This is a genomic window from Glutamicibacter bergerei (genome assembly GCF_054495185.1).
Map to the genome: position 1 here is coordinate 1,043,251 of NZ_CM137131.1, position 22,239 is coordinate 1,065,489.

The following is a 22,239-nucleotide window of genomic DNA, read 5'->3' on the forward strand; positions in this document are numbered from 1 at the left end:
AAGTGCCAGCGCACCATCGCTTCAGGACAGTCCCCATTTTACTTGCCAACTCCTTGGAAGATCGTGAAGCTTATTTTTCCTTGAGTTGCCCAGCAATACAAGCTGGGCACCGTATATCTCAAGCTGTTCGCAAAAAATCTGATGCGTGTTCAACGCATTGCGGTGAGGACTCGAACGGGTAGAAGTCACGTCATCGATGCCAATCGCGACCGTCTGCAAGCGATACGCTTAAAGACATGAGTGCACAAATTAAGGTTGCGGTGCTTGGTGCCGCAGGACGAATGGGCGAGGAAGCTGTTAAAGCTGTTTCCGCGGCCGCCGATATGGAACTCGTGGCCAGCCTCGGACGCGGCGCGGACCTCAACGAGATTCTGGAGGCCGGAGCAACCCACATCGTTGACCTGTCGGTCCCGGCAGCTACCGAAGCTAACGTGCGTTTTGCCGTGGAAAACGGACTGCACGCCGTGGTGGGAACCACTGGATGGGATGAGGAACGCCGCTCCAACCTTGAAGGGTTACTCGCGCAGCACCCGGAAGTTGGTGTGTTGATCGCGCCAAACTTTGCCCTCGGCTCCGTGCTTGCCAGTGCATTTGCGGCCACCGCTGCTAAATACTTTGAATCGGTAGAGATTATCGAACTGCACCATCCGAATAAAGTGGATGCTCCCAGCGGAACTGCGGTACGCACCGCCGAGCTGATCGCTGCCGCTCGTAAGGCTGCAGGTGTTGCGAAAAGCCCAGACGCCACCGATACACAGCTCGATGGTGCTCGAGGTGCCCTCGTAGACGATGTGCATGTGCACTCGGTGCGTTTACGTGGCTTGGTAGCCCACCAGGAAGTCCTCTTTGGCGGGCCGGGCGAGCAGTTCACCTTGCGCCACGATTCCTATGACCGCGCCTCGTTTATGCCAGGTGTGCTCTTGGGTCTGCGAAAGGTTTCGGCACATGCCGGCCTGACTTATGGACTAGACGGATATTTGGAGTTGGGCCAGTGAAAACGAAACTCTGGGTAGGCGTAATTCTGCTTGTATTTGCCTTGTATATTTTTATGTCCTTCACCCAAGCGGTGCGTTTCATGAGCACCGGCGAACCGATCGCTATCGCCATGGGAGTAGCGGTCTTCGTGATTCCCGCTTTGGGTGTGTGGATCTTGATTCGCGAGGTGCTCTTTGGGCTTCGTACGGAAAAAATGGGCAAGACCCTTGCCGAGCTTGGGGAGCTTCCCGAAGATCTTCCTCGGATGCCCTCGGGGCGGTTCATTCGTGAAGCCGCGGATGCTGACTTCCCACGTCATAAGGAAGATGTCGAAGCGAATCCGGAGTCGTGGAAGTCTTGGTACCGTTTGGCTTTGGCTTATGACGCCAGCGGGGACCGCAAGCGTGCACGTTCTTCGATGCGTACAGCGGTGAACTTCTTTGTTGCCGATAAAAAAGCTTCGGCATCTAGCGACAAATAGAGCTTCAGAGCACTGATAAGGGAGTACCTAAACCCGCTTGGGTTTTGGTACTCCCTTTAGTTTTCGCTGCAGAATCTCGTCGGACTAGGTCACCGGTAGCCAGATGCACCGTTCAACAGAATCATCTTTCTCAACCACGTTATAAAGCTTCCATCCCTCGGGTTCTGAGTCTTCGGTAGTGCTCATCCCGTTGCCTGCGATGCTAATGCCGCGAATTTGATCATGGGCCGCGAACTCTTGCTTCGTTGCTTTGTTTGGTGCCAAATAGTATGGCTCGTCAAAGGGGAGGATATCTCCAGGAATGGCTTCGTTACAGATGCCGCCATAACCGCGCTTTGGGGCGGTCTGTACCGGGAGCCAAGTCTTGTTTTTGCCGATCTGCTCTACGGAGATGGTTCTAGTTTCTTTCCAAGTTCCTCCTTGGGCACATGACCGGTCTGTATCAAACATGGTTCGTCGTGTTTCCATGATTTTGATTCCACCTGGTACTGCGGTGACCTTGTTCACCGAGTCCCCGCAGCTACGTTCCACAGCAATTGGCTCTAGCAGCTGTTTCGGCTTCTGTTCATCAGCCAGCCAAAGATACATGAAGGTTGCATAGGCATTTCCATCTGAATATTCCAAGGTGGCTGCGGCGTCTTCAATGCCATCGTCGTTCAAGTCTGAGTACACTACGTCGCCGAGTTTGTAGGATGGTGAAAGCTTCTCGTCATCCTTGTTGACGGACTTTCCGTCCTGTAGTTTTACGATGGGACGTGGCTTGTTCTCATACCCTTCGCCCAACTTCCAATCTGTGTTGCCCAAGTCAAAATCTCGAAGGCTTAAAACTGTCGGTGAGGGAGAAAGCGTCGGCGCGCTGGGCTGTTCTGCTGGGGCAGAATAGCACCCTACGAGGGTAAGTAGAAGTGCAATAGCTGAAATTTTTACCGAGAGGGTATCGGTTTTACTTCTGCCACGTCCATGTTTTCTCATAAGGAAAGTGTAACTACACACTTGTCAGTCGTTCAAAACGCCTAACTTTTATTTCGTTCTTGAATGACGCCGGTAGGCTATTTCGGGTCACTATTCTTTTCGTCAGTTGGCAGGATGCTCAGATAACGTACGCCAGCCTCAAGCGGCCCGGCCTTGCCCGAATGGTGCAGTATCAACGCAGCCAGCAACATGAGAACACACAGCGTCCACCATTGAACCCAGGCAGAAAGGCCCACCTGCAACAGCGGCAGTAAGACCAAATGCCCAATGTATAACGTGAGTGGTGCACGTCCAGCTGCTGCCAGCAGCGCTCCGGCATACCCTAGGTGGGGAGTCACTAAGAGCAGCATTGCCAACAGTGACAGTGCGCATGCTGCGGCATGAATCGTGAAGATCATCGAACCCGAATGCGCGGTTGGCAACCAGATGTAGGACGATTCGCTCAAAAAACGGTCAAGATTGCCGGACGGAGAACGTCCAGTGACCATTGCGGTGAAAATCTGTGATCGTGGGATGCCAGCGACGGTACCTACTGCGGTTATCCACGGCAAGATTTTGAGCCAACCAATGAGCAGACTTAGTGCCGCGAGGACTACTGCGCCGGCGCCCATCCAAGCGACGGTTTTCTTCTGTGAAAGGGGGAGCTTTCCGACAGCAACCCCCAATAAGCCAAAACCTATCCAAATCAACAACGGGTAATAGCCGGTAACTAGCAGATCAGCCAGAAGCAGACCGGGATGCGCGAAGTCGGTAAATGTGGGGTTATGTCCTAAAGATTGCGCAGCTCCGGCTGCAGCAAGCGGCCGCCAAGCCAACGGTGCGATGACCAGCCAGAAGACGGACAGAACCCATAGTGCCCGCGCAGGCAGGTAGAGCGCTGGAATTAGCAGCAGAAATAGTAAGCCGTAGTGCACCAGGATGTTTGCTATCGATTCATTGACTGGGCCAATGAGTAAACCTAATACCGCGATGACCAAAGCTCTGCGCACTAACACGCCCACAGAAGCCTTCCGGGATAGCCCCTTGCGCTGTAAGGAACGGGCAAAGAGAGTTAGTGAAACGCCTGCCAGCACCATAAAGAGTACCGAAGCGCGGCCATTGGCGGTCGCTCCAGTGAAGGTCGGGGATAAGATCCCGGAATTGTCGAGGGCTAAGAGATCAAAGATGTGGGCGGCGAACATTCCCAAGATCGCCAACGCCCGAGTAGCGTCTAATCCGGTTAGTCTGCGCGACTTCGTTTGCACGTGCATAGACATATCGCATCACGTAACTACATGAATATGCCATCGTGACACTTCCGCGTGTAGATTTAAGCCATGGCAACTAGTGAAATTGATAATCAGTCATTCCCCTTCGGCACCGTACTGACCGCGATGGTCACCCCTTTCACCGATGCAGGTGAGGTTGACTATGATGTCGCCGCGAAGCTGGCTATCAAACTCGTTGATGAAGGCTGTGACGGATTGGTCGTTACCGGCACCACCGGCGAGACTTCCACGCTGACCGATGACGAGAATATTGAAATGTTCCGCACCGTCGTTAACGCCGTGGGAGACCGTGCAGCGGTACTTGCGGGGTCCACGACTAATGACACTCGCCACTCTATCCGCCTGTCTTTGCGCGCCAAGGAAGCCGGAGTACACGGCATCCTGATTACCGCTCCGTACTACAACAAGCCAAGCCAGGCCGGTGTTATCGCCCACGTTAAGGCGATTGTCGAGGCCGTGGATCTTCCAGTGATGATGTATGACATTCCTGGACGCACCGGAATCGCGCTGAGCCCAGAAACTATCATTGAATTAGCGCAGATCCCACAGGTGATCGCGCTCAAGGATGCCAAGGCCGACTACCAGTCGACCACCACCGTGTTGGCGAACACCGATTTGCACGTTTATTCAGGCGATGACGGGTTGACCTTGCCGCTTATGGCAGCAGGCGCCGCAGGAGTCGTCTCTGTGACGGCTCACGTTGCGGCGGCTAAATACCGTACGCTTGTTGATGCGATGCATGCTGGCGATTTGGCCACTGCACGCGCTACACACTTCGAGCTGGATCCGATCCAGCGCGGCATCATGGGCCACATTCAGGGCGCAGTTGCTGCAAAATATGGACTTCACTGGCAGGGTGTCCTGCCGAACACCGTCGTTCGATTGCCACTACTGGCACCATCGGACGCAGAACTCGATGCCATCCGCGCGGATCTACGTGAAGGTGGATGGGATCTTTAACGAAAGGGCTTAACCGCTTATGACTGAAAGTTCGGTAGGCAAGGCCGATACTGCGCGTATGCAGAAACCATCCAAGCTGAAGAAGGGGACTTTACGTACCGTTCCGCTGGGCGGATTGGGCGAAGTTGGCCGCAATATGACCGTATTCGAAATCAACGGCAAGCTGTTGATCATCGACTGCGGAGTGCTCTTCCCAGAAGAGCACCAGCCAGGCGTGGACTTGATCCTACCTGACTTCTCCTACATCAAGGATCGCCTCGAGGACATCGTTGGTGTGGTGCTGACTCACGGTCACGAAGACCACATCGGTGCCGTTCCGTACCTGCTGCGTCTGCGCGAAGATATCCCGCTGTACGGTTCGAAGCTGACCCTGGCGTTTATCGAAGCTAAATTGGCTGAACACCGTATCAAGGCGATCACCAACGTAGTTGCCGAGAACGAGATCGCTCAGATCAGTGAATTTGAATGCGAATTCGTCGCTGTGAACCACTCGATCCCTGACGCGTTGGCAGTGTTTGTACGTACCGAAGCCGGTACCGTGCTGCACACCGGTGACTTCAAAATGGATCAGTTGCCACTGGATGGCCGCATCACCGACCTGCGCCACTTCGCCAAGCTGGGTGAAGAAGGTGTGGACTTGTTCCTCACCGACTCCACCAACGCCGAGGTACCGGGATTCACCGTGGCCGAACGCGAAATTGGTCCGGTGCTCGAAGCAAAGTTCGCTCGTGCCCGTCGCCGTATTATCGTGGCCTCCTTCTCCTCGCACGTTCACCGCGTGCAGCAGGTGCTCGATGCCGCAGCGATGCACGGCCGCAAGGTCGCGTTCATTGGCCGTTCGATGGTACGCAATATGGGTATCGCTGAGCGTCTGGGTTACCTGCACATCCCGCAGGGTGTCGTTGTAGACCTCAAGCAGATCGATCAGTTGCCCGATGACAAGGTCGTGCTGATGTCCACCGGTTCGCAGGGCGAGCCAATGGCAGCACTGTCCCGTATGGCCAACGGCGAGCACAAGGTTCAGATCAACCCGGGTGACACCGTCATCCTGGCTTCGAGCCTTATCCCAGGTAACGAGAATGCAGTCTTCCGCGTGATCAATGGTCTGATGCGTTTGGGCGCAGAGGTCATCCACAAGGGCATGGCCAAGGTGCACGTCTCCGGACACGCCTCGGCCGGCGAGCTGTTGTACTGCTACAACATCGTCCGCCCTAAGAACGTACTGCCGGTACACGGCGAAACCCGTCACCTGATCGCCAACGGCCGTCTGGCCGCGCTGTCCGGTGTTCCTGAAGAGAACGTGATCTTGGCCGAAGACGGCTCGGTCATCGACCTCAAGGGCGGCGTAGCCGAACTTGTTGGTCAGGTTGAATGCGGTTATGTCTACGTTGATGGTTCCAAGGTTGGCACCATTACCGACGAAGATCTCAAAGACCGCGTCACCTTGGGTGAAGAAGGTTTCATCTCGGTCATCACCGTGATCAACCGCCAGAACGGCACCTTGATCTCCGGACCGGATATCCACGCCCGCGGCGTTGCCGAGGACGATGCGGTATTCAACGAGATCAAGCCGAAGATCGCAGCAGCAATCCTGGAGGCAGTGGCGAATAACCCGAACCACTCCACCCACCAGCTGCAGCAGATTGTCCGTCGCGTCATCGGTTCGTGGGTGTCGCGCAAGCTGCGCCGCCGTCCGATGATCGTGCCGGTCGTGCTCGAAGCCTAAAGAACAAAATAAGTATTGCCTCAAACCAATTCTGGTTTGAGGCATTACTTATATCTGCGGAAGTATCTCAGGCTTATGATGTGCTCATGAGAAAGATTTCGGCGCAGAGTTCAAATAGATTGTTGCTCCCGATGGGAGCACTAGCGCTGATCGCGGGCGTGATCTGTGGCCTACTCGTGGTAGTGCTGATGTGGTTTTCGTCCCGCGATGAGGCGGTTATGGAGCCGGGCTCCGTCTCAGCGACGGGCGGATTTTGGCTCGAATATGGAGTATTTGCGGTTTATGCGGCGCTCATCGGTGGGGGAATTGCATTATTTCCGGGGCTGGGAGCTTATGTTGCAGTCTTCATTCAAGAGCTCAATAACCCGGATGCCTCGGGACAACGTCAAGCACTGTGGGCCGGATGGGGAGCTAGCATTGGTTCACTGCTACCCGCGCTGGTTTTGCTTGTTTTCTACCTCTCGGATCCATCGGATCACAGCATCTTGTATGTGGCCGCAGGCTTTGTTCTTCTCTGTTTTGCGCTGACTTACGTGCTCATTTATATGTTGCTGGGCTATTTGCAACGAAGAGATCACCGGACCGTCAAGAATAGTTTGCAGGCTCAAATCTCCTAATTGGTGATATCAGGTTTTATCGATATCACTGCAACGTATTAAATATCGACAAGTCGACTTCGACTCGCATACGATCAACCCATGGCAAATCCTGCAAAACAAGCCAATGACTCGTTCACGCTACCGATCTTTGGTGTGGCGATAGTACTAGGGGTGCTCTTCGGGGCCGCACTGAGCACAGTCATTTTCTGGCCGGTGCTAACTCACGGGTCTTCGAATACATCGGTTAATTTTATCGGCGGACTTTTGCTTGCGGCGTTTAACGGTGCCTGGATTGGTGGTGTCATCGCAATCTTCCCAGCCACCGGTGCGGTGATTGGCTTCGCAATCGGTGACAAGAAGAACGCCAGCGCTGACGTCAGCCAACAGGCCAAGGTTGGTGTAATCGGAGCGCTGGTTGGCGGACTATTGGTCGTCGTAGGGCTGTCCTTGTTTCTTTACGTGAGCCTTGGGCCAGCTGTTTTTCTTGCCACCGCTGTCATCTTTCTCGGGCTGTGCTTCGCCGTTGCATGGAAAACTATTGGTTCGTTAGAGCAACGACGCGCGTCAAAGAGGAACTTTTAGCTGAAAATCGGCCGACGTACTCGCATGAGTCGCAGGCTAGGTCAACTGAAAGATTCAAAATTAGGTTCGCATGAATCTATTCCGGCCCGCAATTCTCTCCTTGGTTAGAACGGTCTTTAACAAGAATGAACGATATGGTTGGCGAGAAAAAGCGCTGCCTTCTGCAAAAAACTTCGTGGCAGCTGCTTCCGCTGATCTCCAGCATGGTCTGGATGTTCTTGTTGCTCGTAGTGGACCCACTATTGGTTGACGCACCGTGGTGGAGTTACTTTGACTTCAGCTTTTGGTTTGCTCTGGCCATCCCACTAATTCCTTGGCTCGGAATCGCATCTCTCATGGCGATCCTGGGTGTGGCCGTCTCTTCTCGGCTGAGCAGTTTGCTACTTAGCCTGACCGCTTTAGCGATGGGAATTATCCCCGGCATTGTCTGGACGTTGCTGTTAAGTGACGTTTTTGATGGGGCAAGTTCTTTGCCGCTTACGCTCAGTGTCTCCCTCGCTGCGGGAACAATAGCGGTACCCCTGTCGTTGATCGTGCTCGCAAGGACATTTGTGGCCCGACGAAAGAAAGCTAGGGTGCCAACGAGTGCGTTTAATAATGGGTCTGAAGGCCAACCTGACCAATAAATTATGCGGGTAGATCTCCATCCCAGCTGTTTTTCAAGTGACGAAGAAGAAAACGGCATCGGCAGGAGGATCTGCACGCCCTGCACGTCTCTGGAATATTCCAGCAAAACCTTGCCAGTCTAAACTTCCGCGAGTATCGCTGAACCCAACGCGTTAGAAAACCCGCTTGTAACCGCGTCTTCGGCCTGAGCCAGAGGCATTCCACTCAAGCCTGTGATCATCACGGCTGAAGCGATTCGGACGGAGGGATCGGCGAAGCAGTCCTCCACGATAACTTTGAATCAGATACCCTCCTAAGGCTGGCCTGTATGGACCTAGCGTGTCGACACGGATTCCATTAAATGAGTAAATCCTGAACTGCTGTGATCGTGGAGCCGTTTTAAGGCAGAATTAGGCGCAACGACATGACAAGGAGTCAACGATGCTCGGGTACAACGCATGATCGAGTTCGAGAATGTTTCCAAGCACTATGCCGACGGAACGATGGCCGTCGAGAATTTCAGCCTGACTATCCCTGCTCGCAAGACCACGGTTTTTGTTGGTTCCTCGGGATGCGGCAAAACCACCTTGTTGCGCATGATCAACCGCATGGTTGATCCAAGCTCGGGGTCGATTCGCATTGACGAACAAGAAATCTCTACGAAGCCCGCCGTGGCCTTGCGCCGTAGCATTGGTTACGTCATGCAGAATTCCGGACTGCTGCCACACTTTACCGTCGCGGAGAATATTGCCACCGTACCCAGGCTTGAAGGTCAATCCCGCAAAGCCTCACGAGTCCGCGCCTTGGAACTTATGGAAACCGTGGGCCTGCCCGCATCCATGGCAGATCGGTACCCTCATCAGCTATCGGGTGGGCAACAGCAACGTGTGGGCGTAGCTCGGGGCCTAGCTTCAGACCCGAACATTTTACTTATGGATGAACCTTTTGGTGCGGTGGACCCAATCGTCCGCGCAGAGCTTCAACAAGAGCTCATCCGCCTTCAACAGGACCTTGGCAAGACCATAGTTTTTGTTACCCACGATATTGATGAAGCATTTTTGCTCGGCGACCAAGTTGTGATCCTCGCAGCCGGAGCGCAAAAGCTACAAGTGGGCAGTCCGAGCGAAATCATCGAAAACCCTGCCAATGACTTTGTTGCCTCATTCATCGGTACCGATAGGGGTGCCAGAGCGCTGAGCGTCAAACACACGCCACACGGCATGGTCCTCGTTGATTCGCAGGGGCGTACTCAAGGACGACTCATCGAAGACGGCTCCAGCTCGTGAACTGGATATCTGAGAACATAAGCCTCATCGGTTCACTGTCGCTAGAACACCTGCGACAGAGTCTGATTGCGATCTTAGTGGGATTCTTATTGTCGATTCCGTTGGGCTGGGTGGCTTGGAGATATCGACTCGTTAGAGGGCCTGTTGTGACGTTGACCGGGCTGCTCTACACCATTCCTTCGCTGGCCCTGCTGATGATCCTGCCTGTGCTCACCGGCATGAGCGCAATCAGCGAAGCGAACCTCATCGTCGCGTTAACCCTCTATGCTGTGGCAATTATGGTTCGTGGGGTTGTTGATGGACTGGATTCAGTTGACCCAGCAGCGCGCTCAGCGGCGACTGCGCTGGGCTATGGCTCAGCACGCAGGTTTTTTGCGGTAGACCTGCCACTTGCAGGACCTGTGATCCTGGCAGGTCTTAGAGTGACCGCAGTCAGCAGCATTTCTTTGGCAACGGTAGGAATTTTGGTGGGAGTCACCAACCTGGGTTACCTATTTACCAACGGATTACAACGTCGCATCATTGAAGAGGTATTTGCAGGAATTCTCGCCGTCGCATTGATTGCCTTGGCTGTGGATCTATTGCTCATCCTTGTTGGCCGCTGGCTGATGCCATGGACACGAGAACCTAAGAAGTCACAGCAAGCCGTCAAGAACGCTACTCGGCAGCAGGTGTCCTAATGGATCTTATTAACAAAGCAATTCAGTGGCTTTTCGCTCCGGAGCAATGGGAAGGCAGCGGGGGACTGCAGACTTTGCTCGGACAGCATCTACTATTCACCGTGGTGACAGTAGCCATCGCTGGGCTGATTGCAATTCCGGCCGGATGGGCCATTGGGCATACAGGTAAGGGACGCGAGATTGCAGTGGGTGCCGCAGGGATCGCCCGAGCCGTGCCATCTTTTGGTCTTTTGATCTTGTTGGTATTGATTTTTGGTGTACTGCACAAGCCTGAGGCCGCGGTGCTTACCTTCGTGTTGTTAGCCATTCCCTCGCTCCTTGCCGGTGCATACACGGGCTTTGAAGCGATCGACAGGAAAACCATCGATGCGGCCCGCGCCATGGGCATGACCGAATGGCAAATCCTCTTCAAGGTAGAAATCCCGTTAGGTTTACCGTTGCTCGTAGGCGGAATCAGGTCAGCTGTCTTGCAGGTAGTTGCGACGGTGACCATCGCAGCCTACGTCAACCTTGGTGGACTGGGACTGCCCATTATCACCGGGCTGAACTTGCGCCGCTTCGACATGGTGCTTGGGGGAGCACTTATGGTTGCCGTGCTCGCGCTGCTTTTGGACTTGATTTTTGCCTTAGCGCAAAAACTCGCGGTACCGGCTGGGGTGGGACGCATAAATACAAAAATGCCTGGCAAAGTTGCGCCGGTCAGCGAAGCCGATAAAGATACAAAGAAGAGCCCTAACTATTTGCAGTCCAACGAAAAGGAAATGTCATGAAGCTAAAACGCATCATCGCTACGTCAGCCGCAGTCATGGCTGGAAGCCTCGCCTTGACTAGCTGCGGTGGGGGAGATCCTCTGGCAACCGAGAGCAACTCCGCTCCGGCAAGTGGTGAGAAAATTGTTGTCGGCTCACAGGCTTACTACTCCAATGAAATCGTTGCGGAAATTTACGCCCAAGCGCTAGAAGGCGCCGGCAAAGAAGTTGAACGAAAGTTCAACATCGGTCAGCGCGACGCTTACATGCCACAGCTCGAAGATGGTGCCATCAATGTGTTCCCCGAGTACACCGGTAACCTGTTGCAATTCTTTAAGGACGATACTAAGGCCCGCGCTTCGGACGAAGTGTACAAAGAGCTCGAAACTGAGTTGCCAGATTCGTTAGCAGTTCTTGAGCAAGCGAATGCTTCGGACCAAGACTCATACACTGTGACTCGAAAGTTCGCTGATGAAAATAAGCTGAAGTCCATTGAAGATTTGGCTGGCGTTTCAACGAAACTAACGTTGGGTGGGCCCCCGGAACTTGCTGAACGTCCATACGGTCCCAAGGGGCTTGAAAGCGTCTACGGAGTCACTGCTGACTTCTCCGGAACAGGCGACACCACAGTAGAAGAGTTGGTCGCCGGTACCGTGAACGTGGCCAACGTATTTACCGCTGACCCGCGCATCAAGACCGAGAATCTAGTGGTACTTGAAGACCCGAAGTCTATGTTCCTTGCCTCGAACGTTGTGCCAGTAGTATCTGCTGACTTGTCTTCGGACCTGGCTACCGTGCTGAATCCAGTCAGCGAAAAGCTGGATGCAGGCACGCTGGTGGAACTAAACGTGCAGAGTACCGTTGATAAAAAATCGGCTGCAGACATTGCTTCGGCATGGTTAGCTTCCGAGGGACTGTAAGCGCCGTGAACCAACAAGGCCTACGGAGCGTTCATAGGTATTGTGTCTAGTTTCGATACCTGAATCTTTGAACTGTGGTCTGCCGAATTTCAGTCGCGAAGTAGGTTTGCGCACTGTACACAGAGCTGAGGGTTTGTCGCTTCGGATCCTGTGCGTCGATTCAACTAAAACACCGTAATCTGCTCGAGCCTTAGAAGTCGGCACGAGCAGATTCGTATGTGATCTGTCCGCAACCTTCGCCACGAGTGTTTCACTAAATAGCTTGCTGGTCTGCCAAGTAGTATTTTTCGTTTAGCGATGTCGTTGAACAACAGCAGGAGAAAAATGTCGGTATCTCCGAACAACTATCAATACACCGCATCTGAGAATGGTGCGTATAACGGTGAAGGCAAGAAGAACTTCATCGTTACCTGGCTGCTGTCGTGGTTCCTAGGCGTTCTGGGAGTCGACCGATTTTACCTAGGGAAAATTGGCACAGGTATCCTAAAGCTTGTCACGCTGGGAGGCTTCGGAATTTGGGCCTTGATAGATATCATTCTCATCCTGTGCGGCACCATGCGCGACAAGTCAGGTTATTCCCTGGCCGGCTACGAGCAGCACAAGAAGGTGGCGCTGATAGTCACGGTCATCTTCATGGTTCTCGGTATCGGCACTAGCTGGGAAAACTTCAGCTACTAACCCGAACAGTGCTCAGCGAGGTGACCAAGTACGTCGCACGATTCTTTCTTGGGAGTTTTTGCTCAGACAGCCCATCTACCCCGTACTTAGCCGTCCGCTGGTTCGGCGTTTACCACCTAGCCTGACCGCCGGTCACACACTAGCGCTGTCGGAATCACGCAGAGAATACGGCACTGTGACCAATAGCGGGTAGTACCAATCCCCGGCCAGACGTGTAAATTCGGCTGGTATTCAGTAGGTGGCGATACCCTAGAACTATGGCCTCACGCACTCAGTCGCAGGGGGAGAGGAAGCCGACGACGCGCAAACCGCGAACGTCGAGCTCTTCGCCTGCCAAAAAAACGCCCGAGAACCCGGAACAGGATCTCGCTCTTCCACTGCGCGCAATTCGCAGTATGTGGATGGGCATCGCCCGGATTTTTGGTGGCGCCTTCCGCCGCATCGGCGCGACGGTCAAACCCGACTTTGAGCTACGCCGTGACGGCACCGGACTCTTTCTCACGCTGATCGCGATCACCATTGCCATCGTCGAGTGGTGGGGCCTACGCGATGTGGGCTGGTTCGGACGCGGCGTGCACGCGGTGGCCGGAGGCTCAGTGGGCTTCATGGCGGTACTGTTGCCGGTGATACTGTTCATCGGTGCCTTCCGACTCTTCCGCTACCCGGAAGCAGACGCATCAAATAACCGCATCGGAATTGGCCTGTTGATGATGACCCTGGCAGGGGCCTCTGTGGCCGCCTTGGCCAACGGATCACCGTCGGTCAGTGACGATTTCTCTGCCCTCTGGGCTGCCGGCGGCATGGTCGGTTCGATCCTGGGCACCCCGTTAGGACTGATGATCTCGGTCCCCGGCGCGATGGCAGTACACATCTTCTTCCTTATTCTTTCGGTGCTCGTGATGACCGCGACCCCGCCATTGCAGATCGCCTCGCGCGTGCGCATTGGTTACAACCGGTTGCTCGGTCAGGACCCACACCGCGAACGTACCGCGCCCACGGTGGCGCAGTCTGCGGTACTGGACCCCCACGCCGAAACACACGACCAGACCTATCTATACCCGGATGCTGAGCATGAGCCAGCGGCGAAGCCGAAGAAGAAGAATTTCTTCGAACGCCGTGCGGAGGCTAAACGCGTCTCCGAGGTATACAACGTAGATGGCGACGGACACGACGAGCGCCCCGGTGATGTCGCCTACGATAAAGCCGTCATTGACCCCGCGGAGCCCGCAACCAACGCGCTGCCCCTTTCCGAGATCTACGACGCGGATTCCACCGCCACCGAGGCAATTGCGCGTCCAGACCTGGCCGCTAAATCCGCGGCTGCTGCCGCTCCTGCTGTCCCGCCACCGGGCGTCAAACGCCCCACCAAGGCCGAGGCCGAGATGGCTGCGATCATGGAACAAGTTGGCCTAAACAGTGTCAGCGAACCCGAGCCAGACACCGATGCGATGCCGACCGTCGCGGTGAACCACACCCGACCGGCTCCCGCACTGGAACCAATCCCGCAGCGTACCGAACAGCTTCAGCTTTCCGGCGATGTCACCTATACGCTGCCACAAGATGACTTCCTGCCCGCTGGCCCGCCAGCTAAGGAAGCTTCCGAGGCCAACGAGGCCATCGTGGCCGCGCTGACCAACACCCTGCAACAGTTTAAGGTCGACGCGCACGTCACCGGATTCTCGCGTGGCCCAACGGTGACCCGCTACGAAATTGAGCTCTCTCCGGGCACCAAGGTGGAAAAGGTCACCGCGCTGTCCAAGAACATCTCTTACGCGGTTGCCTCCTCGGACGTGCGCATCCTGTCGCCGATCCCCGGCAAGTCCGCCATCGGTATCGAGATTCCCAATACCGACAAGGAAATTGTTGCACTCGGTGATGTGCTGCGTTCCAACAACGCACGAAAGACCGAACACCCAATGGTGATGGGAGTAGGCAAGGACGTCGAGGGCGGCTTCGTCGTGGCGAACCTGGCTAAGATGCCTCACCTCTTGGTCGCCGGTGCTACCGGTGCCGGTAAATCTTCGTTCGTGAATTCCATGATCACTTCGATCTTGATGCGTTCCACCCCGGACGAGGTGCGCATGGTGATGGTTGACCCTAAGCGTGTGGAGCTCACCGCCTACGAGGGCGTGCCACACCTGATCACCCCGATCATCACCAACCCGAAGAAGGCCGCCGAGGCACTGCAGTGGGTGGTCCGTGAAATGGACACTCGCTACGATGACCTGGCGAACTTCGGTTACAAGCACATCGACGACTTCAACAAGGGCGTGCGTGCCGGCAAGGTGATCCCGCCCGAGGGGTCCAAGCGCGTGATGAAACCCTACCCATACCTGCTGGTCATCGTCGATGAGCTCGCCGACCTGATGATGGTTGCCCCACGAGATGTGGAAGATTCCATCGTGCGCATCACCCAGCTAGCGCGTGCCGCCGGCATTCATCTGGTGCTCGCTACGCAGCGTCCCTCGGTGGATGTGGTGACCGGCCTGATCAAGGCCAACGTGCCATCGCGCATGGCCTTCGCAACTTCCTCGGTCACCGACTCACGTGTGGTGCTCGATCAGCCCGGAGCCGAGAAGTTGCTCGGCCAGGGTGACGCGCTCTTCTTGCCCATGGGTACCTCCAAACCCATGCGTGTTCAGGGTGCCTGGGTGACCGAATCGGAAATCCAGCGCGTGGTCAACCACGTGCGCGGTCAGCTCAAGCCCGAATACCGTGATGATGTCACCCCGGTGGCTGAGAAAAAGAAGACCATCGATGAGGATATCGGCGACGATTTGGACTTGCTGTTGCAGGCCACCGAGCTTGTGGTCACCAGCCAGTTCGGTTCCACCTCGATGTTGCAGCGTAAGCTACGTGTTGGCTTCGCCAAGGCCGGACGCCTGATGGACCTGATGGAATCGCGCGGCGTGGTGGGACCTTCGGAGGGTTCCAAGGCCCGCGATGTGCTGATCCAGCCTGATGACCTGCCAATGGTGCTCGCCGCCATGCGTGGGGACGATGACGCCACCAACCATCAGGCCACCGCCGCCGAAGCAGCACTGGTTAACGAGGCCAATGTGAATCACGCCGAACCGGTGGATCTGGTTGCCCAGGACCTGGCTAAGCGCGAACCCGCCACCGAATACTTTGATGAAGCCGACGAACCGGGCGAGGACGCCTGGGACCTGACAGGAAGAAACTAAACCATGAGCGCGCACGCCCCGCAGCCCGAGGACTCCCCGGCGCACGCCCCGGTCCCGAACCTGAACATTGCTAACGTCCTGACCACCGTCCGCATCATCATGGTGCCGTTCTTTGTCTGGGCCTTGCTGGCTGATAACAGCGAACAAGGCCTGTGGCGCTGGGTGGCCCTGGCGCTGTTCGTGGTGGCCATGTACACCGACAAACTCGACGGAGACCTGGCCCGCAGCCGCGGACTGATTACCAACTTCGGTAAAATTGCGGATCCTATCGCGGACAAACTGCTCACCGGCTCCGCGCTGGTAGTACTGTCCATGCTCGGCGAACTGGCTTGGTGGATCACCATCGTGATCCTGGTCCGCGAGTGGGGTATCACGCTGCTGCGTCTGGCAGTGATCCGCTATGGGGTTATCGCCGCAAATATGGGCGGCAAGGTGAAAACCGTGATGCAGGCGGTGGTTATCGGCCTTTACCTGCTGCCATATACCCAGACGATCGACTGGCTGAACATGATCGCGTTCATCTTGATGTTGCTGACCATGGCGGTCACCGTGCTGACCGGTTTGGAATACATCTACAAGGCCGCCAAGCTGCGTTCTGCAGCCAGGGCCAAGTAGTTTAGGTGCAGCGCATGGAACCCCAGGCCATCCCGGTGATCACGGCGGCGATCGCCGCAAACGTTCAAATCGCTACCGCCGAATCGTTAACTGCCGGTTTGATCGCGGCCACGCTTGCCGAGGTGTCCGGCGCTTCGGCCGTTTTGCGCGGGGGAGTGATCAGCTATTCTTCCGAGGTTAAGGCTTCACTGCTTGGGGTGGATCAATCCTTGCTGGCCCAAGCTGGTTCGGTAGACGGGGAAGTCGCCCGCCAGATGGCAGTTGGTGCGCAAAGTGCCTGTGGTGCGCAACTGACGGTCTCGGCCACCGGGGTAGCCGGACCGCAACCCCATGACGGAAAAGCCGTAGGCACAGTATTCATTGGCTGGGCCTACAAGGAAGAATCTGGTTTTGTTGCCCACCACTTTGTGGGGGATCGCGCCAAAATCCGAGAACGAAGCACCATCGCGGCGATCAATCAGCTAGCTGCCATTTTGGGTAAAGCTTCTTCACAGTAAGACGCGAGATACTATTAATACCCAGAAACTTCACAATATTTCACTTATATGTGGCGTACGTCGCATATTTATGATTAGGCTGAGGTGTCGGGAACAAATCCGTATAACGTGTGGTTATACGAATTGAAGGGTCGAAAGGTTTGGCTCTTCGGCAAGCTGTATCTTTTGAGAAGGACCTAGGAGTAGAGGCTATACACATGGTGAAGCAACCCGTAACTGTCAATGGTGTCGTCCGTTGGCGCGATATGGGAGAAGCCCATTCGGTCCAGCCCGAGAAGGAGGAACGCAAAATGGTAGTACTCCGGCATGAAATCGGTGACGTCCTGCGCGATGTTCGTCAACGTCAGGGCAGGACCCTACGCGAGGTTTCCCATAGCGCCCGTGTTTCCCTTGGATACCTATCCGAGGTTGAGCGTGGCCAGAAGGAAGCATCCTCTGAGTTGCTTTCCTCCATCTGCACCGCCTTGGAGGTGCCGCTCTCACTGATGCTTCGTGAAGTTTCCGATCGCATCGCATTGGCCGAGGGTGTAACTATTCCGGATACCGTTCCATTGGATCTGACCAATGAATTCGCCGCGGACGTCGAAAGCCGCAACGGCAAGCCACTGGCATCGGTCTAATCTCAACCCAAGTTTTCGACTCGAGGGCCCTCGCAAATGCGAGGGCCCTCGTGTTATGCATGGAAGAATATGAGTCGTGAAAAATAGTGAATTCTGGCGAAATATGGATCATGAATTTGGTTCGATCTATTCGCGCACCCTGGCTGATTCGCTTGCGCTCACTGAGCTGCAGAGCATGAATGCCACCGAAGCACTAGGAAAAGGAATCAAGCCCAGAGAGGTTTGGGAAGCGATCTGCCGCGCGCAGGATCTGCCACCCGAGCGTTGGTTGGGAATGGATCTGGAAATCAAAGAGCCCTAAGCACGCGACTACCGCGCGGTGCAGTCTTCGAAGAACTGAAAAATATTCGAAACACGCTTACTTGATTTCGAACATCTGTTCGGATTAGGTTATTCTATTAACAACAGCACACAGAGTTTGTCCACACCTCGGGCCTAAGCGGTCTAAAGTGTCGGTTGGCGCTCATACTGTCTAGATACAGTACAAAGATTGATTGGCAGGTCGCGCAACGGCCTGCATGACCAAAGGTGAACCATGGCAAGTAATGATCGGGAAAAGGCTCTCGAGTCCGTTCTGGGCCAAATCGACAAGGCTTTCGGCAAGGGCTCACTCATGCGTTTGGGTGACACCACCCGCGCAGCCGTTGAGGTCATCCCCACCGGCTCGGTGGCATTGGACGTTGCGCTGGGCATAGGCGGCCTTCCCCGTGGTCGAGTCGTGGAGATCTACGGCCCAGAATCCTCGGGTAAGACCACTTTGGCTCTGCACGCAGTTGCCAGTGCGCAGAAGGCTGGCGGCGTTGCAGCTTTCATCGACGCTGAGCACGCACTTGACCCTGAATACGCAAAGAAGCTTGGCGTGGACACCGACGCACTGCTGGTCTCCCAGCCAGACACCGGTGAACAGGCTCTAGAAATCATGGACATGTTGGTGGGCTCCGGCGCACTGGATATCATCGTGATTGACTCCGTGGCTGCCCTCGTGCCACGTGCCGAAATTGAAGGCGAAATGGGCGACAGCCACGTTGGTCTGCAGGCGCGTTTGATGTCTCAGGCACTGCGTAAGATTACCGGACGCCTGTCGAACTCAAAGACCACCGCGATCTTCATTAACCAGCTACGTGAAAAGATTGGTGTCTTCTTCGGTAGCCCCGAAACCACCACCGGTGGCAAGGCTCTGAAGTTCTACGCTTCGGTACGTATCGACATCCGCCGCATTGAGACTCTCAAAGAGGGAACCAACGCAGTCGGTAACCGCACCCGTTGCAAGATCGTCAAGAACAAGATGGCGCCTCCTTTCAAGCAGGCTGAATTCGACATCCTTTACGGCCACGGTATTTCCCGCGAGGGTAGCCTGATCGATATGGGTGTTGAGCATGGCATGGTCAAAAAGTCCGGCGCATGGTTCACCTACGATGGTGACCAGCTGGGCCAGGGCAAGGAAAACGCGCGTCGCTTCCTGCGCGACAACCCTGATCTGGCCAATGAGCTGGAACGCCAGATTCTGACTAAGCTTGGCATTCTCGAAGACGGCGAAGAAGGAGAGGCTGACCTGCGAATCGTCGAGGGCGATAAGTAGTGGCCTCAGGCTTCAATAAACGTAGCGTCCGACCCGGATTTCGATCCGGGTCGGACGCTACGTCCGTTTCCAAAGAGTTTCATGGCGACCTAGATGACATGCCTGACTGGGCCAAACCCAGCGAGCAGGAACTAGAAGAGCTAAAAAAACCTAAGCCAATCCGTGAACCCCGGGCCGTCAAGGGCAGCGAAGTCACCCAGGTACTGTCCGGCGGCTCCAAAACAGCCGCCCCGCAAACCGTCGACGAGCTCCGCTCAGCGATGGAAAACATCGTGGCCAACAAGGCGCCCGTCGCCGAAAGCCCGACGAAAAAGGAGCGCCGCCAGGCGCGTTCAGAACGCCGTGCCGCCCGCGAATCCGATGAGCCCGAAGTATTTAGCGATGACCAGTGGCGTGAAAAAGCCCGTGGCATCGTCTTGCGCCAGCTCACCGCTAGCGATAAAACCAACAAACAACTCAAAGATAAATTGCTGGAAAAGGAATGTCCCGAAGACATTGCCGACGAGGTGCTGGAGCGTTACGCCGAGTTGAACTTGGTCGATGACGAACGATTCGCAAAATCCTGGGTTGTGGCACGTGCCCGTTCCCGAGGACTTGCTCGCGGCGCTATTCGCCGTGAACTGCGCACCAAAGGGATCGACGACGAGGTGGCCTCCGAGGCGCTGGAACAAATCGACGATGAAGCCGAAGAACAGCGAGCCCGAGAACTGGCGCGCACCAAACTTCGCCCGGCATCCATGGGGCTAGATCGGGACAAGGCCCTACGTCGACTAGTTGGCATGCTCGGACGCAAGGGCTATCACGGTTCGATGGCATTCAAGGTTGCCCGTGAAGAGTGGGAAGAGCGTTACGGAGAGAAGTGACTCGTTAGTCAAGATCGGTCAGCTATGACCCATTGCAACGTGTGGTGACAATGTCATTGCAGTCGTTAAGGCTTCGAAGCTTCTGAAGATCATCACACTGCGAACTTATCCATAACAAATCGAGCTCACTTAATTGTTGATTTGTGAGAACTTGATGGTGCGAGGGATCTCAACGCAGGAATCGATTGAGTGAATACGCAATCCAGAATATTAAAGTGAGAATACCTGCAATAGCAGAGGCTCCAAATAAGCCGAATAATACCGAATCAACCCGTGGAAAAGTGACCGCAAATCCGGCGAAACACAACGGAAGTATGATCAGTAGCCCGAGTGTCAACAGCAACATTGTCAGATGAAATTTTTGACTCTTGCTCAAACCGGCAACAGATTTTTCCGTTGATTGTTCCTCTAGATGTGGCGATGTCGCACCAGAGTCCTTTACCACATGGTCTCGGTAGGAAGAATTGTATTCAATGTTCATGGGACCTCCGGTTGATTCTGCAACGTAGGCGCACTATTTGTCAGTCGTGCTGCAGGCCAGTATTAGAACTGTCCGGATCGACTGCGGCGTGGTAGCTAGTTCTGCTCATATTCATTGTGGCAGAGGCGTGCGGTATAAATTCAACACGAGGTTTAGACGACTATGACCTGCCTGTGGCAAACGGTCGGTATTCGCTGTGCCCCTCGCGCCAAACAAAGAATTAGAAGATCGCCGAGGAATCCGCAGATCACACCTACATTGCTTCGCCGTGCTCAGAATCGGTTTCCGGATTGATGAGGTTACTGTTTTTCATCGATTTTGGGAGAAGCCATCGGTTAAGCCATGGCTAAGATGTCGCGGGTCACCTAATTGGGTAACCTTGAGGAGTGAGTGAGTTGGACGAGATGACCCCAGTTAGAACCGAAATTTCTGCGCGGACCTATGAGGTTCGCACCTACGGTTGCCAAATGAACGTGCATGATTCCGAACGCCTATCAGGCCTTTTGGAAGACGCGGGTCTGGCACGCAAAGACGAAACTGACCCGGATGCTGTCGCAGACGTCGTCGTGTTCAATACTTGCGCGGTGCGTGAAAACGCCGACAACAAGCTCTACGGAAACCTTGGAATGCTTAAAAGCGTCAAGGATGTAAATCCTGATATGCAGATTGCCGTGGGCGGATGCTTGGCGCAAAAGGACCGCGAAACCATTCTGCAAAAGGCTCCGTGGGTGGACGTTGTTTTTGGCACGCACAATATCGGCTCGCTGCCAGCACTGCTTAGCCGCGCCGAGCACAATCAGCAGGCAGAACTAGAGATCCTTGAATCATTGGATGTTTTTCCCTCTACTTTGCCTACCCGACGTGAATCGGTATATGCAGGTTGGGTTTCGATCTCCGTGGGCTGCAACAACACCTGCACCTTCTGCATTGTTCCCGCCCTGCGCGGTAAGGAACGAGATCGCCGGCCGGGTGAAATTCTCGCCGAAATCAAAGCATTAGTTGCCGATGGCGCTGTCGAAGTTACTCTGCTGGGACAAAACGTAAATTCCTACGGCATCGAATTTGGTGACCGTCTGGCCTTCGGTAAGCTACTGCGCGCCTGTGGTGAAATCGACGGGTTGGAACGTGTGCGATTCACCAGCCCTCACCCGGCCGCATTCACCGACGATGTCATCGAAGCGATGGCCGAAACTCCGAACGTAATGCCGCAGCTACACATGCCGCTGCAATCCGGTTCGGATAAGGTGCTCAAAGATATGCGCCGTTCCTACCGTTCAAAGAAGTTCCTCGGTATCTTGGACAAGGTCCGCGAGCGGATGCCGCACGCGGCGATAAGTACCGACATTATTGTTGGCTTCCCCGGAGAAACCGAGGAAGACTTCCAAGCCACGCTCGACGTGGTTGAGGCTTCCCGCTTTGCTACCGCATTCACCTTCCAATACTCCAAACGCCCGGGAACCCCAGCCGCCGAGCTGCCCGATCAGCTGCCCAAGGAAGTTGTCCAAGAACGCTTCGAACGTCTGACCGCGCTGCAGGACCGCATCGCCAAGGAAGAAAATGCCAAGCAACTCGGGCGCACCGTGGAGGTTTTGGTGACCGAACAATCCGGGCGCAAGGCCGAGGAAACTCACCGGCTTTCGGGCCGTTCCCGCGATCAGCGTCTGGTGCACTTCTCAGTGCCTGAAGGTGGTGAGACCCCACGTCCGGGAGATGTGGTGACCGTACCAATCACTGAGGCAGCAGCATTCCACCTGGTTTCTGACCCATCGTTGGAGCAGTACTCGCTGCGCCGATCACGAGCCGGTGACGCCTGGGATCGCTCGCAGGCCGATAGCTGTGGCGTACCAACGTCTGGTGGGAGCGCTGTCGGTAAAACCAATCTCGGTATGCCAACGTTGAAGGTACGCGGCTAAGGCG

The 22,239-nt window shown here is 55.2% G+C and carries 22 protein-coding genes; 20 read left to right on the forward strand and 2 right to left on the reverse strand.

The genetic code is table 11. The features are described from left to right. Positions 1–236 precede the first annotated feature (236 nt). Positions 237–995, forward strand: coding sequence for a 4-hydroxy-tetrahydrodipicolinate reductase (gene dapB, locus ACX5K5_RS04845; RefSeq protein ID WP_096254518.1), 759 nt, complete (start codon positions 237–239; stop codon positions 993–995). Beyond that, complete coding sequence (locus tag ACX5K5_RS04850) at positions 992–1,456, forward strand: hypothetical protein (protein WP_096254517.1); 465 nt, start codon at positions 992–994, stop codon at positions 1,454–1,456. Before dapB ends, ACX5K5_RS04850 begins: the two co-directional genes overlap by 4 nt. Positions 1,457–1,540: 84 nt before the next feature. On the opposite strand, the gene ACX5K5_RS04855 is transcribed toward ACX5K5_RS04850, so the two are convergent. Further along, a complete protein-coding gene (locus tag ACX5K5_RS04855) occupies positions 1,541–2,260 on the reverse strand; it encodes a hypothetical protein (protein WP_141392864.1) in 720 nt (239 codons plus the stop codon). 245 nt (positions 2,261–2,505) lie between these two features. Continuing rightward, complete coding sequence (locus ACX5K5_RS04860) at positions 2,506–3,684, reverse strand: heparan-alpha-glucosaminide N-acetyltransferase domain-containing protein (protein WP_459175117.1); 1,179 nt, start codon at positions 3,682–3,684, stop codon at positions 2,506–2,508. Between the two features lie 60 nt (positions 3,685–3,744). On the opposite strand from ACX5K5_RS04860, the gene dapA reads away from it, so the two are divergent. From dapA to miaB, 18 genes are all read left to right on the forward strand, one after another. Continuing rightward, positions 3,745–4,656 carry a 4-hydroxy-tetrahydrodipicolinate synthase gene (dapA, locus tag ACX5K5_RS04865; protein WP_443448348.1) on the forward strand — a complete coding sequence of 304 codons (912 nt, stop codon included), beginning with the start codon at positions 3,745–3,747 and terminating at the stop codon, positions 4,654–4,656. A gap of 19 nt (positions 4,657–4,675) precedes the next feature. Then, the gene (locus ACX5K5_RS04870; RefSeq protein WP_096254513.1) at positions 4,676–6,382 is read left to right on the forward strand and encodes a ribonuclease J; all 1,707 of its coding nucleotides are present in this window, start codon (positions 4,676–4,678) and stop codon (positions 6,380–6,382) included. Positions 6,383–6,468: 86 nt separating this feature from the next. After that, complete coding sequence (locus ACX5K5_RS04875; RefSeq protein ID WP_141392863.1) at positions 6,469–6,999, forward strand: hypothetical protein; 531 nt, start codon at positions 6,469–6,471, stop codon at positions 6,997–6,999. A gap of 81 nt (positions 7,000–7,080) precedes the next feature. Beyond that, entirely contained in the window at positions 7,081–7,563 is a 483-nt protein-coding gene (locus ACX5K5_RS04880) for a hypothetical protein (RefSeq protein WP_459175118.1), read from the forward strand. A gap of 134 nt (positions 7,564–7,697) precedes the next feature. Beyond that, complete coding sequence (locus tag ACX5K5_RS04885; protein WP_096254510.1) at positions 7,698–8,189, forward strand: hypothetical protein; 492 nt, start codon at positions 7,698–7,700, stop codon at positions 8,187–8,189. Between the two features lie 438 nt (positions 8,190–8,627). Then, positions 8,628–9,455, forward strand: a complete 828-nt coding sequence (locus ACX5K5_RS04890; RefSeq protein WP_096254509.1) for an ABC transporter ATP-binding protein — start codon at positions 8,628–8,630, stop codon at positions 9,453–9,455. After that, the gene (locus ACX5K5_RS04895) at positions 9,452–10,135 is read left to right on the forward strand and encodes an ABC transporter permease (protein ID WP_096254508.1); all 684 of its coding nucleotides are present in this window, start codon (positions 9,452–9,454) and stop codon (positions 10,133–10,135) included. Before ACX5K5_RS04890 ends, ACX5K5_RS04895 begins: the two co-directional genes overlap by 4 nt. Then, positions 10,135–10,905, forward strand: a complete 771-nt coding sequence (locus ACX5K5_RS04900; protein ID WP_096254507.1) for an ABC transporter permease — start codon at positions 10,135–10,137, stop codon at positions 10,903–10,905. Before ACX5K5_RS04895 ends, ACX5K5_RS04900 begins: the two co-directional genes overlap by 1 nt. Beyond that, positions 10,902–11,804 (forward strand): ABC transporter substrate-binding protein, encoded by a 903-nt coding sequence (locus ACX5K5_RS04905; protein ID WP_096254506.1) that lies wholly within the window; start codon positions 10,902–10,904, stop codon positions 11,802–11,804. Before ACX5K5_RS04900 ends, ACX5K5_RS04905 begins: the two co-directional genes overlap by 4 nt. A 324-nt stretch (positions 11,805–12,128) precedes the next feature. Continuing rightward, the gene (locus ACX5K5_RS04910) at positions 12,129–12,482 is read left to right on the forward strand and encodes a TM2 domain-containing protein (protein ID WP_459175119.1); all 354 of its coding nucleotides are present in this window, start codon (positions 12,129–12,131) and stop codon (positions 12,480–12,482) included. 257 nt (positions 12,483–12,739) lie between these two features. Next, positions 12,740–15,667, forward strand: coding sequence for an FtsK/SpoIIIE family DNA translocase (locus ACX5K5_RS04915; RefSeq protein ID WP_188684811.1), 2,928 nt, complete (start codon positions 12,740–12,742; stop codon positions 15,665–15,667). Positions 15,668–15,670: 3 nt separating this feature from the next. Then, a complete protein-coding gene (pgsA, locus tag ACX5K5_RS04920) occupies positions 15,671–16,282 on the forward strand; it encodes a CDP-diacylglycerol--glycerol-3-phosphate 3-phosphatidyltransferase (protein ID WP_188684813.1) in 612 nt (203 codons plus the stop codon). A 14-nt stretch (positions 16,283–16,296) separates the two neighbouring features. Further along, positions 16,297–16,779, forward strand: coding sequence for a CinA family protein (locus tag ACX5K5_RS04925; RefSeq protein WP_096254495.1), 483 nt, complete (start codon positions 16,297–16,299; stop codon positions 16,777–16,779). A 197-nt stretch (positions 16,780–16,976) separates the two neighbouring features. Then, a complete protein-coding gene (locus ACX5K5_RS04930) occupies positions 16,977–17,399 on the forward strand; it encodes a helix-turn-helix domain-containing protein (protein WP_096254494.1) in 423 nt (140 codons plus the stop codon). Between the two features lie 76 nt (positions 17,400–17,475). Continuing rightward, positions 17,476–17,700 (forward strand): DUF3046 domain-containing protein, encoded by a 225-nt coding sequence (locus tag ACX5K5_RS04935; RefSeq protein WP_188684817.1) that lies wholly within the window; start codon positions 17,476–17,478, stop codon positions 17,698–17,700. 234 nt (positions 17,701–17,934) lie between these two features. Then, positions 17,935–18,978: a recombinase RecA gene (recA, locus tag ACX5K5_RS04940; protein WP_096254492.1), complete on the forward strand. Its 1,044-nt coding sequence runs from the start codon at positions 17,935–17,937 to the stop codon at positions 18,976–18,978. A gap of 98 nt (positions 18,979–19,076) precedes the next feature. Further along, positions 19,077–19,841, forward strand: a complete 765-nt coding sequence (locus tag ACX5K5_RS04945; protein ID WP_229677054.1) for a regulatory protein RecX — start codon at positions 19,077–19,079, stop codon at positions 19,839–19,841. An 885-nt stretch (positions 19,842–20,726) separates the two neighbouring features. Continuing rightward, complete coding sequence (gene miaB, locus ACX5K5_RS04950) at positions 20,727–22,235, forward strand: tRNA (N6-isopentenyl adenosine(37)-C2)-methylthiotransferase MiaB (protein WP_188684904.1); 1,509 nt, start codon at positions 20,727–20,729, stop codon at positions 22,233–22,235. The last annotated feature ends 4 nt before the right edge of the window (positions 22,236–22,239 follow it).

Bases quoted from the DNA above. Each gene is read 5' to 3' on its own strand.
- ACX5K5_RS04875 (WP_141392863.1), top strand. From the start codon at position 6,469: ATGAGAAAGATTTCGGCGCAGAGTTCAAATAGATTGTTGCTCCCGATG.
- ACX5K5_RS04900 (WP_096254507.1), top strand. From the start codon at position 10,135: ATGGATCTTATTAACAAAGCAATTCAGTGGCTTTTCGCTCCGGAGCAA.
- dapA (WP_443448348.1), top strand. From the start codon at position 3,745: ATGGCAACTAGTGAAATTGATAATCAGTCATTCCCCTTCGGCACCGTA.
- ACX5K5_RS04870 (WP_096254513.1), top strand. From the start codon at position 4,676: ATGACTGAAAGTTCGGTAGGCAAGGCCGATACTGCGCGTATGCAGAAA.
- recA (WP_096254492.1), top strand. From the start codon at position 17,935: ATGGCAAGTAATGATCGGGAAAAGGCTCTCGAGTCCGTTCTGGGCCAA.
- ACX5K5_RS04945 (WP_229677054.1), top strand. From the start codon at position 19,077: ATGCCTGACTGGGCCAAACCCAGCGAGCAGGAACTAGAAGAGCTAAAA.
- ACX5K5_RS04860 (WP_459175117.1), bottom strand. From the start codon at position 3,684: ATGTCTATGCACGTGCAAACGAAGTCGCGCAGACTAACCGGATTAGAC.
- ACX5K5_RS04925 (WP_096254495.1), top strand. From the start codon at position 16,297: ATGGAACCCCAGGCCATCCCGGTGATCACGGCGGCGATCGCCGCAAAC.
- ACX5K5_RS04930 (WP_096254494.1), top strand. From the start codon at position 16,977: ATGGTGAAGCAACCCGTAACTGTCAATGGTGTCGTCCGTTGGCGCGAT.
- ACX5K5_RS04890 (WP_096254509.1), top strand. From the start codon at position 8,628: ATGATCGAGTTCGAGAATGTTTCCAAGCACTATGCCGACGGAACGATG.
- ACX5K5_RS04905 (WP_096254506.1), top strand. From the start codon at position 10,902: ATGAAGCTAAAACGCATCATCGCTACGTCAGCCGCAGTCATGGCTGGA.
- miaB (WP_188684904.1), top strand. From the start codon at position 20,727: ATGACCCCAGTTAGAACCGAAATTTCTGCGCGGACCTATGAGGTTCGC.
- ACX5K5_RS04910 (WP_459175119.1), top strand. From the start codon at position 12,129: ATGTCGGTATCTCCGAACAACTATCAATACACCGCATCTGAGAATGGT.
- dapB (WP_096254518.1), top strand. From the start codon at position 237: ATGAGTGCACAAATTAAGGTTGCGGTGCTTGGTGCCGCAGGACGAATG.
- pgsA (WP_188684813.1), top strand. From the start codon at position 15,671: ATGAGCGCGCACGCCCCGCAGCCCGAGGACTCCCCGGCGCACGCCCCG.
- ACX5K5_RS04885 (WP_096254510.1), top strand. From the start codon at position 7,698: ATGGTTGGCGAGAAAAAGCGCTGCCTTCTGCAAAAAACTTCGTGGCAG.
- ACX5K5_RS04880 (WP_459175118.1), top strand. From the start codon at position 7,081: ATGGCAAATCCTGCAAAACAAGCCAATGACTCGTTCACGCTACCGATC.
- ACX5K5_RS04915 (WP_188684811.1), top strand. From the start codon at position 12,740: ATGGCCTCACGCACTCAGTCGCAGGGGGAGAGGAAGCCGACGACGCGC.